This window comes from Xanthomonas sp. WHRI 10204, from assembly GCF_040202875.1.
GTDB lineage: Bacteria > Pseudomonadota > Gammaproteobacteria > Xanthomonadales > Xanthomonadaceae > Xanthomonas.
This window is the reverse complement of the sequence record NZ_JBEGDW010000001.1, coordinates 1,109,429-1,124,051: the sequence shown is the minus strand read 5'-3', so window position 1 is coordinate 1,124,051 and position 14,623 is coordinate 1,109,429. Positions and strand designations below refer to the sequence as shown.

At 64.2% G+C, this 14,623-nt stretch carries 15 protein-coding genes; 10 read left to right on the top strand and 5 right to left on the bottom strand.

Annotated elements, in window-relative coordinates:
* Positions 1-94: 94 nt before the first annotated feature.
* Complete coding sequence (locus tag ABQZ00_RS04835) at positions 95-799, bottom strand: HutD/Ves family protein (protein WP_323539384.1); 705 nt, start codon at positions 797-799, stop codon at positions 95-97.
* A gap of 536 nt (positions 800-1,335) precedes the next feature.
* The gene (locus tag ABQZ00_RS04830) at positions 1,336-1,710 is read right to left on the bottom strand and encodes a ComEA family DNA-binding protein (protein ID WP_005993268.1); all 375 of its coding nucleotides are present in this window, start codon (positions 1,708-1,710) and stop codon (positions 1,336-1,338) included.
* 157 nt (positions 1,711-1,867) lie between these two features.
* Here ABQZ00_RS04830 and ABQZ00_RS04825 point away from each other — a divergent pair, with 157 nt between their 5' ends.
* The 4 genes from ABQZ00_RS04825 to murU all read left to right on the top strand — a co-directional run bounded on the left by ABQZ00_RS04825 (position 1,868) and on the right by murU (position 5,735).
* Positions 1,868-3,361: a M20 family metallopeptidase gene (locus ABQZ00_RS04825; RefSeq protein WP_323539385.1), complete on the top strand. Its 1,494-nt coding sequence runs from the start codon at positions 1,868-1,870 to the stop codon at positions 3,359-3,361.
* A 326-nt stretch (positions 3,362-3,687) separates the two neighbouring features.
* Positions 3,688-3,960 carry a GlsB/YeaQ/YmgE family stress response membrane protein gene (locus tag ABQZ00_RS04820; protein ID WP_005993264.1) on the top strand — a complete coding sequence of 91 codons (273 nt, stop codon included), beginning with the start codon at positions 3,688-3,690 and terminating at the stop codon, positions 3,958-3,960.
* A 48-nt stretch (positions 3,961-4,008) separates the two neighbouring features.
* The gene (locus tag ABQZ00_RS04815) at positions 4,009-5,028 is read left to right on the top strand and encodes an aminoglycoside phosphotransferase family protein (RefSeq protein ID WP_323539386.1); all 1,020 of its coding nucleotides are present in this window, start codon (positions 4,009-4,011) and stop codon (positions 5,026-5,028) included.
* A complete protein-coding gene (gene murU, locus ABQZ00_RS04810; protein ID WP_323539387.1) occupies positions 5,025-5,735 on the top strand; it encodes an N-acetylmuramate alpha-1-phosphate uridylyltransferase MurU in 711 nt (236 codons plus the stop codon). Before ABQZ00_RS04815 ends, murU begins: the two co-directional genes overlap by 4 nt.
* A gap of 692 nt (positions 5,736-6,427) precedes the next feature.
* Here the strand turns inward: murU and hda are convergent.
* From hda to ABQZ00_RS04795, 3 genes are read right to left on the bottom strand one after another with little or no spacing between them, the layout of a single operon-like run.
* The gene (gene hda, locus ABQZ00_RS04805; protein ID WP_115513501.1) at positions 6,428-7,129 is read right to left on the bottom strand and encodes a DnaA regulatory inactivator Hda; all 702 of its coding nucleotides are present in this window, start codon (positions 7,127-7,129) and stop codon (positions 6,428-6,430) included.
* Complete coding sequence (locus ABQZ00_RS04800) at positions 7,126-8,295, bottom strand: AI-2E family transporter (protein ID WP_115554272.1); 1,170 nt, start codon at positions 8,293-8,295, stop codon at positions 7,126-7,128. The genes hda and ABQZ00_RS04800 overlap by 4 nt, the downstream gene beginning before the upstream one ends.
* Positions 8,292-9,404, bottom strand: coding sequence for a DUF2066 domain-containing protein (locus ABQZ00_RS04795; RefSeq protein ID WP_323539388.1), 1,113 nt, complete (start codon positions 9,402-9,404; stop codon positions 8,292-8,294). The genes ABQZ00_RS04800 and ABQZ00_RS04795 overlap by 4 nt, the downstream gene beginning before the upstream one ends.
* Before the next feature lie 22 nt (positions 9,405-9,426).
* On the opposite strand from ABQZ00_RS04795, the gene purM reads away from it, so the two are divergent.
* The 6 genes from purM (at position 9,427) to ABQZ00_RS04765 (ending at position 13,920) form a co-directional block, all read left to right on the top strand.
* Positions 9,427-10,560 carry a phosphoribosylformylglycinamidine cyclo-ligase gene (gene purM / locus ABQZ00_RS04790; protein WP_323539389.1) on the top strand — a complete coding sequence of 378 codons (1,134 nt, stop codon included), beginning with the start codon at positions 9,427-9,429 and terminating at the stop codon, positions 10,558-10,560.
* 15 nt (positions 10,561-10,575) lie between these two features.
* Positions 10,576-11,034 carry a hypothetical protein gene (locus ABQZ00_RS04785; RefSeq protein ID WP_323539390.1) on the top strand — a complete coding sequence of 153 codons (459 nt, stop codon included), beginning with the start codon at positions 10,576-10,578 and terminating at the stop codon, positions 11,032-11,034.
* Positions 11,035-11,056: 22 nt separating this feature from the next.
* Complete coding sequence (locus tag ABQZ00_RS04780) at positions 11,057-11,674, top strand: DUF2238 domain-containing protein (protein ID WP_323539396.1); 618 nt, start codon at positions 11,057-11,059, stop codon at positions 11,672-11,674.
* The gene (purN, locus tag ABQZ00_RS04775) at positions 11,661-12,329 is read left to right on the top strand and encodes a phosphoribosylglycinamide formyltransferase (RefSeq protein ID WP_323539391.1); all 669 of its coding nucleotides are present in this window, start codon (positions 11,661-11,663) and stop codon (positions 12,327-12,329) included. Before ABQZ00_RS04780 ends, purN begins: the two co-directional genes overlap by 14 nt.
* A 65-nt stretch (positions 12,330-12,394) precedes the next feature.
* Positions 12,395-13,234, top strand: a complete 840-nt coding sequence (locus ABQZ00_RS04770) for a DUF3108 domain-containing protein (protein ID WP_323539392.1) — start codon at positions 12,395-12,397, stop codon at positions 13,232-13,234.
* Positions 13,235-13,236: 2 nt separating this feature from the next.
* Positions 13,237-13,920: a DUF3108 domain-containing protein gene (locus tag ABQZ00_RS04765; protein WP_115554275.1), complete on the top strand. Its 684-nt coding sequence runs from the start codon at positions 13,237-13,239 to the stop codon at positions 13,918-13,920.
* The last annotated feature ends 703 nt before the right edge of the window (positions 13,921-14,623 follow it).

Below are 14,623 nucleotides of genomic sequence, written 5' to 3'. Positions count from 1 at the left end.
GGGTTCACTGGCTGCGCTTTGACTTTTACTTGCACTTGCACTTGCATCTCGGCCGTTCAATGCGAGCAAGAACACTCTCAACTGCCCGGACCTGCTAATCGGAGGCGCTAGCAAGCGGACTCACCCGGATCGCCAGCAGCTCGCCGCCGCCATCGAGCACGTAACGGGTTCGCGTCGATGCACTCAGCCATGCGGTGTCGCCCGCAGCCAGGGGCGGTAGCCCACTGTCGCGCCCAAAGCTGGCCTGGCCCGCCAACAGGTGGATGACCCAGGCGCTGCCCGGATCCGCAAAAAACAGCATGGTGCCGACCAAGGGGCGATGCAGCAGTTCGGTGTGCAGCAGATCGCGGCGCCACATCAGATTGAAGTCCTGCGTTGGCCCATCGAGCAAAGTCGCACCGACCGTCTCTTCGCCAGCGAATCGGACACGCTGGTAGGGCGGCAGCAATTCGACGACACGAGCGGCGCCAGCGACGCGTGCGCCAGCATCACCGTCATCAGTAGGTGTATCTGTGATCAGGCCATCAGCACGCGTAGCAGCATCGCCGGGATCAAGCTCACCGTCGCCAAACTGCAGGCGCATGCCGTTTCCATGCAGCAGCACCAATTCGCGGTCGATCCCCGGGAATGCGGAAAACGCGGCGTCCTGTTCGATCTCGGCAATCGACAGCCGCAATGCCCAGGCCTCGGATTCCCCGAGCCGCAGAATCTCGCGTGTCCAACCCAATTGATTGCGCCACCGCTCGCGGCGGTACTCGGTGGCCGGAATCACCCGGCTGCTCAGGTCTGTCAGCTGCATCGACGCATTGTGCCCGAAGCCCGCCGCCCAAACCCTCCTGCGACCGTGCGGTATCCGCAGACGTACCCAAATCAGGCATCTCGAGCCGCCCTCGCGTTTCGAGCCCCCGGCACATCGAGCACTCAGAGAATAACGGTCTGCATCGACCTCGCTGCATCACGCGACGCTCAACAGGATGTCGGGATCTCAGGATCTCAGGATCTCAGGATCTCAGGATCTCAGGATCTCAGGATCTCAGGATCTCAGGATCTCAGGATCTCAGGACATTGCGATGTCCGTGCGTCAACGCGTCAACGTGCGGAAACATATGGATGCGGGCCGCTGTCAGCGCAAAGCCAGGCGTTGCCCATCAGGAACAGCGCTGCGATGAGATCGACTCAACGCGTCCTGAAACGAAAAACGCCCGGCTGCACATCCAAGTGCAACACCGGGCGATTCCACGTCCTTGTCGGCTTCCAGCCATCCCCCGGACATCCTGTCCAGTTAGGTTGCGGCCACGCATCCTCGCGTCGAACCGTATCTCGGATCCCTTCCCCTTAACGCCGTCCCACCGGTTTCACCGCCGCCCCCTTGGCAGCCTTCTTGGCGGGAGCCATCGTGGCTCCTACTTCGATCAGGTCACGATTCCGTTCGACCGTCTTGAGTCCGATGCCCTTTACCAGTGCCAGTTCCTCGGCACTTTTGAAGGGACCGTTTGCCTGACGGTGCTCAACGATTGCCTCGGCTTTTGATCGCCCGACATTCGTCAGCACCTTGTCCAATTCCTCAGCAGACGCGGTGTTGATATCGACCTTCTCAAGCGCGTACGCATTCGAGGACAACAACAACGCCAGTAGCAGGGACTTCAGGACTACGGTAAATGACTTCATTGCAACGCTCCTTGTGGCTTGGGTGATGGTCCTAGCCAGCATTCCTGCCGGCGGAGCCAGTGTCCCGCGCCACATGCAGCAATCCTATCGCCAACGAACTTTTCACACAGCAGGTGAACTGCGCGCCGCCTTGTAGGGAAATACCTACCCCTGGCCCCGGGCGTAGAATGTGTCATTACGTCACGCATTCGGAGCCTTCATGGACAGCGCCAAGATCGACCAATTCATCAGCGAAACCTGGGACCGCGAGATCGTCCCGCAGCTGGTCGATTACATCCGTATTCCCAACAAGTCGCCGATGTTCGACGCCGATTGGGTGGCCCACGGCTATATGGAGCAGGCTGTCACGTTGATGGAAACCTGGGCGCGCGCCCAAGCCATCGATGGCATGCAGGTCGAGGTGGTGCGCCTGGACGGCCGCACGCCGCTGATCTTCATCAAGATCCCGGCCACCGGCCCGGAGTCCGGCGACGACACCGTGTTGTTGTACGGCCATCTGGACAAGCAGCCGGAGATGACCGGTTGGGATGCCGACCTGGGCCCCTGGGAGCCGGTGCTGCGCGACGACAAGTTGTATGGCCGGGGCGGCGCCGACGACGGTTACGCGATCTTCGGCTCGCTGGCGGCGATTCTGGCGCTGCGCACCCAGGGTCTTTCGCATGCGCGGTGCGTGGTGCTGATCGAAGCCTGCGAAGAGTCCGGCAGCTACGATCTGCCCGCTTACGTGGACCATCTGGCCGAGCGTATTGGCAAGCCCTCGCTGGTGGTATGCCTGGATTCGGGCTGCGGCAATTACGAGCAGTTGTGGTGCACCACTTCGCTGCGCGGCCTGACCGGTGGCAACCTCAGCGTGAAGGTGCTGGAAGAAGGTGTGCATTCCGGCGATGCGTCCGGCGTGGTGCCGTCCAGCTTCCGGCTGCTGCGGCAGTTGCTGTCGCGCATCGAAGACGAGGCCACGGGGCGCATCCTGCTGGAGGGTTTGCATGTGGAGGTGCCGGCCGAGCGCCTGACCCAGGCCAAGGCCGCAGCGGTGACGCTGGATACCGCCATCTTCGACAAATTCCCGATGGTCGATGGCCTGGTGCCGATGCATGACGACCTCACCGAGCTGGTCTTGAACCGGACCTGGCGCCCGGCGCTGTCGATCACCGGCGTGGATGGCATGCCGCCGCTGGCCTCGGCCGGCAATGTGTTGCGTCCGCAGACCGCGGTGAAGCTGTCGCTGCGTCTGCCGCCAACCGCCGACGGCAAAGCCTGTGGCGAGCTGCTCAAGCAGGCGTTGCTGCGCGACCCGCCCAATGGCGCGCAGGTCACGCTGGAGCTGGAAAAAGCCTCGTCCGGTTGGAATGCCCCGGCCATGGCGCCGTGGCTGGAAAAAGCCATCGACGCCGCTAGCCAGGCCTTCTTCGACAAGCCGGCGATGTACATGGGCGAAGGCGGCTCGATCCCGTTCATGGGCATGCTGGGCGAGAAGTTCCCCGGCGCGCAGTTCATGATCACCGGCGTGCTGGGGCCGCATTCCAACGCGCATGGCCCGAACGAGTTTTTGCACATCCCGATGGGCAAGCGCGTCACCGCCTGCGTGTCGAAGGTGATCGCTGAGCATCACGCGGCCTGCCTGCGCGGCGAAACCAGCGGCTCGCCGGTGGCGGCCGATAGCGGCACCCGTCATGGTGGACACGGTTGCTGTTGAGTCGACGAAAGACGACTGCGGGCTGAGGGCGTGTCCTGACGTGAAGCGTTGCGTTGCATTTGGCGCGACGGACGCGCATCGGCAACCTGATCAGCGTCTTCTCACCCAGCTCCTCTCCCGCAGGGACGGGGGCTGGGTGTTCGATCATGCGATTGACGGCGGCGGCTGCCTGGGCAGTCACTCCATGGCAGGGTTTCTGTGGCGATGCCCAACGCAACGATTTACTGAAAAGGCACCCCATCAGCACCACTCGCGCTGCGTGTGCAGCGCGAGTCGCCGACATCCGAAATGCTAGTCTGCCGATCCCGTTCGCCTTCGGTGCTGCAATGAACACTTTGTTTGGTAGCGACAGCTGGCTCTACATTTTGCTGGTGGGATTTGTGGTCGGGCTGCTGGCGCGTTTCATCACGCCCGGCACGCAGCGCCTGGGTTGCCTGCTGACCATCGTGCTGGGCATCGCCGGGGCGGTGGTAGCCAGCTGGTTTGGCCGCTACATGGGCTGGTACCACGCAGGCGAGCCTGCCGGTTTCCTCGGCGCGTTGCTCGGTGCCATCGCCATCCTTGCACTGCTGCGCTTGTTCAGCGGCAGCAAACGCTGACCGCTGCATTGCACGCTTCGTCCTAACTTAACTACGCAACCACGACACATGACGGTATCGCCTTCTGACCCTGCGCGCGACGCGCTGCGCCTGCAATGGGCGCGACACGCACTGGATGACCCATCTGCGGCATTGCAACGTGCGTCGGTCGACGCCGGCTTTCGCAGTTACTGGCGCACGCAGGGACGCGGCACCGATCGCATCCTGATGGATGCGCCACCGCAGCTTGAAAACGTGGCGCCGTGGTTGCGCATGCACGCCGTGTTGGTTACGCATGGAGTTCGCGTGCCGCAGGTGCTGGCACAGGACCTGGAGACCGGCTTTCTGCTGCTGGAAGATCTGGGCGTACCGACGCTGGCGCAGGTCCTGACCGACGCCAATGCCGACGCCCTGCTGGATGGCGCCATCGCGCAATTGCTGTTGCTGCAACAGATCCCGCCACCTGCCGACAGCGGCGTGTTTGGTGAGGCGCTGCTGCAACGCGATGCCGGCTTGTTCGAGGAATGGTTTCTGGGTCGCCATCTTGGCGTGCAGCTGGACTGCGGCCAGGCCGAGCAGTTGCAGCTGGTGCAACGGCGGTTGATGGACAACGCGCTGGCGCAACCACGCGTGTTCACCCATCGCGACTTCATGCCGCGCAATCTGATGCCGGTGCCCGATGGCCCGGCAGTATTGGACTTTCAGGATTGCGTGATCGGGCCGATCGCCTACGACCCGATCAGTCTGTTCAAGGACACCTCGGTGAGTTGGCCGATCGCACGCGTCGACGGCTGGCTGGCGCGTTATCACGCCCGTGCGCAGGCCGCCGGATTGCCGGTGCCGCCACTGCAGCAGTTTCTGCGCGATGCGGACTGGATGGGCGTGCAGCGGCACCTTAAAAACCTGGGCATTTTTTCGCGTCTGAGCCATCGCGATGGCAAGCATTGGTATCTGGACAACGTGCCGCGCTTCATCGTCTATCTGGACGAAGTACTGCCGCGCTATGCCGAGCTGGCGCCGCTGATCATGCTGCTGGACGAGGTGGTCAAACCCGCATTGGCAACACGCGCATTGCGCGCTGACGTATGAAGGCGCTGATCTTTGCAGCAGGCTTTGGCGAGCGCATGCGGCCGTTGACCGAGCACACCCCCAAACCCTTGCTGTCGGTCGGCGGCACGCCGTTGATCGTCTGGCATTTACGCAAACTGGCAGCGTTGGGCGTGGACGAGGTAGTGATCAATACCTCGTGGCTGGCCGAGCAGTTTCCGCAAACGCTGGGAGACGGCAGCGCGTTCGGGCTGCGTCTGACGTATTCCTATGAAGGCGCAACGCCGCTGGAAACCGGCGGCGGCATGTTGCACGCACTGCCGCTATTGGGCGATGCACCGTTCCTGCTGGTCAATGGCGATATCTGGACCGATTTCGACTTTGCCCGGCTGTCGCATGCACCGGAAGGACTGGCGCAACTGGTGTTGGTGGATCGCCCCGCTTATGCAGAGTGCGCTGATTTTGCGCTGGATGCGGAGGGCAAGGTGCACGCAGATCTGCCCGCAACGCTTACCTATTCCGGCATCGGCATGTATCGACCGTCGCTGCTGCACGATTGGCAATCGGTGATTGGTCAGTTGCCAGAGCAGACCGGCGCGGCGCCGCGGTTTGCGTTGGCGCCGATCCTGCGCGCGCAGATGGCGGCAGGCCTGATCGACGGCATCCACCATGCCGGGCGCTGGACCGATGTCGGCACGCCGCAGCGTCTGGCAGAGCTGGATGCACAGTTACTGCGCAACGACGGCTGACCGCAACTCGTTGCTGCAACGCTCGTCATCAAGCGCATCAACAGAAACCTTCGAGCGCTGGCTCGCTGGTTGCAACGTGTTTGCCACATGCGCCTTCGCCGACGGGTGAGGCGATGTCCGGACTGGCAATGACATCGCTCGGACGAAATGAGCTGATCAGGCCACACGTTAGCGGCCGCCCGCACCGCGTGCACCGCTCGCAACCACGCACCGACCACCTCGGCTGGCCCTTTCCCACCCACCGTTGCCGGACCTTACGCGGCATGGATGCCGCGTAAGGTCTTAGATGGACGTACTTGCAGCATGTCCCGCGCTGGTGAACGGGCAAGGGCCCTGCCGCGCACTCTCAATGTCGAGTGCGCGGTGCCCTCGCCGCTCGCGGGACACGCCGTGAACCCGTCCCTGGGGGCTCGTTGGCGGCATCCATGTCGCCAACGGTCCCGCAAGCGGCGAGGACACCGCACCAGACAGTTGGCTGCTTTTTTGAAGAACGAGGACACCGCGCTAGAGCGTTGCTGGTTGCTTGCTGAAAACTCGACGCACTGACTGCCTCGGCTAGTCCTTGCCCGCCCACCCTCGCGAGAACTTATGAGGCTTGGATGCCGCGTAAGAACTTAGATGGGCGTACTTGCAGCGTGTCCCGCGATGGTTGGCAGGCAAGCGCCCTGCAAGACAGCCGCAAACCCACTGCCTTACGCCCCGCGATCCTCAAGCACGCGACGCAGAAATGGCACCGTGATGCGGCGTTTGGCTGCCAACGACTCGCGATCCAGCCGATCCAGCAAGGCTACCAAGGTGGCAAGTTCGCGTTCGCTGTGCGTCAGCAGCCAGTCGATCGCCGCGTCGTCCAGCCCCAGCCCACGCCGCTGCGCACGGTCGCGCAGCACTGCGGCGCGCGCCGCGTCGTCGGGCACCGGCAATCCGATCCGGATGCATTGCGACAGCCGCGAACGCAGATCCGGCAGCACCAGCGCCAAGCCATCGGGCATCTGCCGTGCGGTGTAGAGCAGGCTGATGCCGGCAGCGCGCGCACGATTGTGGAAATCGAACAGCGCCACCTCGTCGTCGCGTTGCCCGGCAATGCTGTCCACGCCGTCCAGTGCAACCAGGCTGCGCCCCTCCAATGCTTCGAGCGCATCGCGCAGGCGGCCGGCTGCTGCGTGCAGCGGCAGATACGCGGTTGCGCGCCCGGCCTGCTCGGCTGCTGCGCACACCGCCAGCGCCAGATGCGTCTTGCCGGTGCCGGCGGGACCGGCAAGATAGAGCCAATCGCTCACCTGCCCGGCCGCCAGGGCCTGCAACTGCGCAAGCAGGCCCTCGGGCGCGGCAATGTAACTATCGAAACGCTGATCGGATGGCGCGCGCAACGCCAATGGCAACTGCGGCACGCTCACGACCGATCTGCGTCCTTGGTCGGGTCGATGATGACGCTGCGCTCGGCCGTGGTGGACTGCAGCACGATACCGGCACGCTCGCCGGCGTACAGGTCGCTGCGCGTGTACTGCTCATGCGCATACCGCAGCAGCACGTTGGCCACCGCTGCCACCGGCAATGCCAGCAGCATGCCGAGGAAGCCGAACAACTGGCCGCCCGCCATCACCGCAAAGATCACCGCCACCGGATGCAGGCCGATCTTGTCGCCGACGATGCGCGGAGTGAGCAAATAACTTTCCAGCAGCTGCCCGACCGTGAACACCACGCCCACGCCGATCAGCAGTTTCAGATCCAGCCCCTGTGCCTGCACGATGGCCGCCAGCAGCGCCAGCACGATGCCGGTGGTTGCCCCCAGGTACGGAATGAAGCTGATGAAGCCGGCAATGATGCCGATCAACAATCCCAGGTTGAGCCCGATGATGGACAGCCCGGTAGCGTAGATCGCGCCCAGCGCCAGCATCACCAGGAACTGACCGCGGATGAAGCCGCCCAGCACGTCGTTGGATTCCAGCGCCAGCCGGCTCACGGTGCCGATGTAGGCGCGCGGGATGACCGCCGCCACACGCTCGACCAGCCGATCCCAGTCGCGCAGAAAGTAGAACGCCAGGATCGGCAGCAACGCCAGGTTGATCACCCAGGTCACCATCGCAAAACCCGAGCGCGACACGTAACCGAAGAAGGTCTTGGCGGCACCGCCGGCCTGCTCCCAGTGGCTGCGGATCCAGTCGATCAAACGCTCCGGATCCAGCCAGCCCATCAGCTCCACGCCGGTCTTGGCTTCCAGCCACGGAATGGCCGTACTGATTGCCCAGGTGCGCATCTGCGGCAAGGCATCGATCAGGGTCATGATCTGGCGTTCGATCATCGGCACCAGAATCATCAGCGCCAGCACGAACAGCAGCAGCGCCAAGACGAATACCAACGCCACCGCCATGTTGCGCGAACGGCCGGCACGTTCGATGCGGTCCACCAATGGGTCGCCCAGCCAGGCCAGCAGCAATGCCAGCACGAACGGCGTCAGGATCGGGGACAGCAGCGAGACCACCCACAGCACGCCGACAATGACCGCCACCCATTTGAGGCGACGCAGGAATAAAGCGATTTCGGCTTCGGGAGTTAACGTCATTTGAGGCGGTACTCGGCGTGCTCGTTTTCGAGAATGATCGGGCCTTCAGTCGGTACCGAGACCGACACAAGGGGGCTGTTGTCGCCGAGCATACGGTTGAGCCCAGAAATACCCGTGAGCAGTTCCAGATCTACTTCCATGCGATCGCCGCTGGCGCTGACCGGGCGAATGCTGCGTACCACCGACACGCTCTGCAGTGCGGCGGCGACCCGCAGGTAATCGTCGGCGCTGTGGATGCCGGTGATCACCGCGCGGTACACGCCCGGCACCCCCGAATCCACGCGCTTGGCGTAGCGCTTGACCAAGGCATCGGCGGCGCCATCGGCACCGGCTGCCATTGCGCGGCGCGCATCGCCGTCGCTGCTGCTCCAGCTGGACAACACGTTGCCGTTGTCCACGAACACCCAGTCGGCGGTCCAGCCGGCCGCATTGCGGTAGAGCTTGCCAATCAGCTGCATCGGCGGGCTGTATTTGGCCGACGCGCGCGACACCGCGGCGGTGTCCTTGCGCCAGATCGCACCGGCCAGCGCCTGCTCGGCGGCCGCTCCGCCCGGCAGGCCAAGCCGGTAGCCGCGCTCGATCGCACGGTCGAGCACGCTGCGTGCGGCATTGGCCTGGGAAACGCCGACCAGACGCGGGCCGCTGCCGTCATCGATGGCCAGCCACAGAACCGGCTTGGGACGTGGCAGCGGCCACACCGGCAGACCGAGCGCGGCGATCAAGCTATCCACATCGGACTGGCGAAAACGCGCGACCAGGGTGGTGCGGAAGGTCGGCGCACCCGTGCGCGAGGTGCCCTGATCCTGGCGGTAGTCGTAGTGTTCGACGTAGTTGGGCGCATTGCGCAGCGCCTGCGGGACGCCGGGGCGGCTCATCACCGAGCGATCGCCGGAGACCTTGCCGAGCACGGCGCCCAGCGCGCGCGCCAGGGCACCGGGGCGGTCGGATTCGCCCTGGCTGTTGACCGGCACTTCGGCGTCGTAGGCACTTTGCGCCTTAGCGACGTCGCCTTCGGTGCGCAGATCGGCCTGCGCAAAGGCCGGAACCACAGGCATGGCGACCACGAGGGCAAGAAAGAAAGCGAGACTGCGGCGCATCGACGGTTCCATGGTGTAAGCGTATCCGGGTGAATTGTTGCCCGAATGGGGCGCTAGCGCCAACGTGGCTGTTAAAATCGCCGCCTTTACTGCCGAGCCACCCACGCCCGTGACCAGCCCAACGCCTTCCACTCCCTCGCCCATGACCTACCGCGACGCGGGTGTCGACATCGATGCCGGCAATGCCCTGGTCGAACGCATCAAGCCACTGGTCAAGCGCAGCTTCCGGCCGGAGGTGATGGGTGGCCTGGGCGGCTTTGGCGCGCTGTTCGACCTGTCGGGCAAGTACAAGGAACCAGTGCTGGTCTCCGGCACCGACGGCGTGGGCACCAAGCTCAAACTGGCACAGCAACTGGGCCGCCACGACACCATCGGTATCGACCTGGTCGGCATGTGCGTCAACGACGTGCTGGTGCAGGGCGCCGAGCCGCTGTTCTTCCTGGACTACTTCGCCACCGGCAAGCTCGACGTGGACACCGCCGCGGCGGTGGTCGGCGGCATTGCGCGCGGCTGCGAGCTATCCGGTTGCGCCTTGATCGGTGGCGAAACCGCCGAAATGCCCGACATGTACCCGCCGGGCGAATACGACCTGGCCGGCTTCACCGTGGGTGCGGTGGAAAAGTCGCAGCTACTGGACGGCGCGCAGGTGCGCGAGGGCGATGTGCTGATCGGCATCGCGTCCTCCGGCCCGCATTCCAACGGGTATTCGCTGATCCGCAAGATCTACGAACGTGCCGGCGCGCCGGCAGAGCATGTACTGGACGACGGCACCAAACTGATCGACGCACTGATGGCGCCGACCGCGCTGTACGTCAAGCCGGTACTGGCGTTGCTCAAGTCACACGGCGAAACGATCCATGCCATGGCGCACATCACCGGCGGCGGGCTCACCGAAAACATCATCCGCGTGATTCCCGACGGCTTGGGCCTGGATATCGATGCCAAGGCATGGACCTTGCCGCCGGTGTTCGCCTGGCTGCAGCGCGAAGGCGCGGTGGCCGATGCCGAAATGTGGCGCACCTTCAACTGCGGCATCGGCTTTGTGCTGATCGCCTCGCCCGAGCAGGCCGCCACGCTAGAACAGGGGCTGGACGCGCAATCGCTGGCGCATTGGCGCATTGGCCAAGTGGTCGCTGCGCACGGCGACGAACGCGTGCGGATTGGCTGAGCCAAGGAGACCTGCATGGACGCATTCACACCTGCCCTGCCGACGCCGGCCAGCGCCGATGACCTGCAGCACCTCAAGCTGCTGTCGATCTTTCATTACGTGCTGGCCGGCATCACCGGGCTGTTTTCGCTGTTTCCGCTGATCCATCTGTTCATGGGGCTGGCCATCGTCACCGGGCACTTGCCGATGAACGGCAACAACGGCGAAACGGCACCGGACGAGATGCGGATGTTCGGCTGGATCTTCGTGGTGTTTGCGGCCGCGATCATCATCTGCGGCCTGACCCTGGCCGGCTTCATGGCCTATGCCGGCCGTTGTATCGCCCATCGCCGGCGGCATCTGCTGTGCCTGGTCGTGGCGGGCATTTCGTGCTCCTTCATGCCGTTCGGCACCGTGCTTGGCGTCTTTACGCTGGTCACCTTGTTGCGCCCTCAGGTCAAGGCACTGTTCGGCCCTGCCGCAACCGCCGCCTGAGAGCCACGTGATCACCCGGGCCCTGCGCCGCGCCAAACCGGCTGCGTTGACCGTCACCATCGCGGTGTTCCTGGCGAGCTGGATCGCACCGCTGTGGCCGGTCGAGCAGGCCTTGCATAGTTCGCTGACCGTGATCGGCTTGATCGCACTGGTGTGGGCCGACCGCCGCTGGCCGCTGGAGAACGCCGCCTTCGTGGCGATCTGCGTGTTTATCGGATTGCACTGCATCGGCGCGCGCTGGCTGTATTCCAACGTGCCCTACGAGCAATGGAGCATGCAGTTAGTGCACTGGTCGCCCAGCGCCACGTTCGGCTGGACGCGCAATCATTTCGACCGCTTGATCCACCTGCTGTTCGGGCTGTGCTTCACGCCGGCCATTGCGCAACTGGCGTTGCGGCTGTGGTCCCGCCTGACGCTGCGGCAGGCCTTCGCGCTGACGGTGATGAGCATCATCTGCGTCAGCCTGGTCTACGAGTGGTTCGAGTGGGGCATTGCGCTGTTGCTGTCGCCACAGGCCGCCGAGGCCTACAACGGCCAGCAGGGCGACCCCTGGGACGCGCACACCGACATGCTGCTGGCAACCTTCGGCAGCCTGGCGGCCTACCCCGCGGTGAGGAGACTGTTCAATGCTCGCAACTGATCCCCGCCTGCGCCTGGCCGTGCTGGCCTCCGGCCGCGGCAGCAATCTGCAGGCCATCCTTGACGCGATCGCCAGCGGGCGCTTGCACGCAGAAGTGGTCGGGGTATTTTCCGACCGTCCGCAGGCGCCGGCACTTCAGAAAATGGACGCAGCGCGCCGTTGGAGCGCCAATCCGCGCGACTTCGCCGACCGCAACGCCTTCGACGCCGCGCTGGGCGATGCCATCGCCGCCGCACAGCCGGACTGGGTCATCTGCGCCGGCTACATGCGCATTCTGGGCGAGCCATTGGTGCGGCGCTTTGCCGGGCGCATGCTCAATATCCACCCGTCCCTGCTGCCCAAGTACCGTGGCTTGCACACCCATGCGCGCGCGCTGGAGGCCGGCGATGCCGAGCACGGCGCCAGCGTGCATCTGGTGGTACCCGAACTGGATGCAGGCAAGGTGATCGCACAGGCCCGCGTACCGGTGCTCCCCGGCGACAGCGCCGAGCAATTGGCCGCACGCGTTCTGGCCCGCGAACACCCGCTGCTGCTCGCCACACTGGACCTGCTGGCCAGCGGACGCCTGCAGGTGGACGGCGATGCGGTGCATGTCGACGGTCAGTGCCTGTTTACGCCACTACGACTAGAGTCCGCTGACGCCGCGCTCGCCTGAATGCGGATACGCCCCCCTCATCCCGTCTCGGACATCCTTGTGGCCCCGTGCCTCAGCTCCCGCGCATGAAAGCCATCCCGATCGCCGCCGCGCTGTTGACCACGGCCCTGCTTTGCCAGGCCGGCGCAGGCCGTGCGCAACAGGCAGCGGCCCCGCTGGCAGCTGCCGCGCAAACACGTGCGACGCCTGCCACGCCTATTCCGCCGGTTGCCCCTGCGGCTGCAGCCGCGCTGCCGGCAAGCACCTGGACGCCGCCGCCGCTGGAGCCTTTCGTGGCGACCTACCAGGCGTTCTACCGCGGCAAGGAGGCCGGCGATGCCACCATGCAGGTCAGCCACGGCGAAGGCAGCCAGTGGCGCATCGACATGTCGGTCCGCGGCCGCAAGGGCTTCGCCAGCATCCTGGGCTTGAACCTGGAACAGAGCACGGTGTTTCGCGTCGATGGCGACACCTATGTGCCGTTGAGCCAGAGCACCGTGCGCAAGGCGATGTTCTTCGGCAAAAAAGTCACCGGTGTCTATAACTGGCAAGCCGGCACCGCGCAGTGGGACGGCGACCTGAAGAAAGAGCGTCAGCAACCCATTCCACTGCAGCACGGCGATCAAAGCGCGCTGTCGTTGAATTTGTCGCTGATGCGCGATGCACAGCCCGGCCGCAGCCTGAGCTACCGCTATGTCGATGTGGGCCGGGTGCGCAAATACGATTACCGCGCCGCCGACACCACCGAGGTGGTGCAGGTCGGCGACCTGAGCTACGACGCGTTGCGCGTGTACCGCGTCAACAGCGGCGACAACGAAACCATCCTCTGGATCGCCAACGGGGTTCCGACGCCGGTGCGCATCCTGCAACGTGACAAAGGTGAGGATCAGGTCGATCTCCGCCTGGTCGAATACCAAGGAGTCTGACCATGAAAACCTTCTCTCGCACCAGCGCCTTGATCGCCGCCGCCGCACTGGCCGTAGCCAGCCTGCCGGCATTCGCGATGCAGCCATTCCAGGCCGATTACTCTGCCAATTACATGGGCATGCAGGCCAACGGCACGATGACGCTGGCCGCGGCCGGCGCCAATCAGTGGCGCTACACGCTGACCATCCAGAACCAGCTGGCCAATCTGACCCAGAGCACGGTGTTCGAAGAAACCAGTGGCCAGCTGCGCCCGGTCAGCAGCAACGACACCTCGTCGATGATGGTCAAGCGCCGCAACGTCACCGCCAATTACGACTGGAAAACCAGCCAGGCGACGTGGGCCGGCGATATCAAGCCGGACCGTCGCGGCCCGGTCAAACTGCAGCCTGGCGATATGGACGCGTTACTGATCAACCTGGCGATCACCCGCGATGTAGCCGCCGGCAAGCCGCTCAACTACCGCATGGTGGACGAAGGCCGCATCAAACCGATGAGCTACAAGGTGATCGGCAAGGAAACCATCACTGTCAACGGCAAGCAGGAACAGGCCACCAAGGTTTCGCGCGTGGATGGCGACAAGGAATTGATCGCCTGGGTGGTCAAGGACCTGCCGGTGCCGGCGCGTCTGTTGCAAAAGGAAAAAGGCCAGGACGCGCTCGACCTGACCATCAAGTCGCTGCGCTGAGCGCGTCAAACCGTCGACCAAAGGACTGATTGCCACCATCGTCCCGGTCGTAAAGTCATTTAGTGCAGTCGTAAAGTCGTTTTAGTGCAGTCAAACGCCCACTGAGTCGAGGGCGCGGTGCCCTCACCGCTCGCGGGACACGCCGTGAATCCGTCCTTGGAGGCTCGGTGGCGGCATCCATGCCGCCACACGGTCCCGCAATCGGTGAGGACACCGCGCCAGAGAGTTAGTCGGTTGTTTTGTTGAAAACATGCACACCGATCATCTCGACGGGTCATTGTCCGCTCACCGCCGAGGGACCTTACGCGGCATCAATGCAATGCCGCATAAGAGCTTGCAAGGACGTACTTGCAGCGTGTCCTGCGATGGTGAGCGGGTAAGGGCTCTGCAGCAAACTCGCGGCGTCGAGGGCGCGATGCCCTCACCGCTCGCGGGACACGCCGTGAATCCTTCCTTGGAGGCTCGGTGGCGGCATCCATGCCGCTACACGGTCCCGCAATCGGTGAGGACACCGCGCAAGTGAGTTAGTCGGTCGTTTTGTTGAAAACATGCATACCGATCGTCTCGACGGGTCCTTGTCCGCTCACCGCCGAGGGACCTTACGCTGCATCAATGCAATGCCGCTTAAGAGCTTGCAAGGACGTACTTGCAGCGTGTCCTGCGATGGTGAGCGGGTAAGGGCTCTGCAGCAAACTCGCGGCGT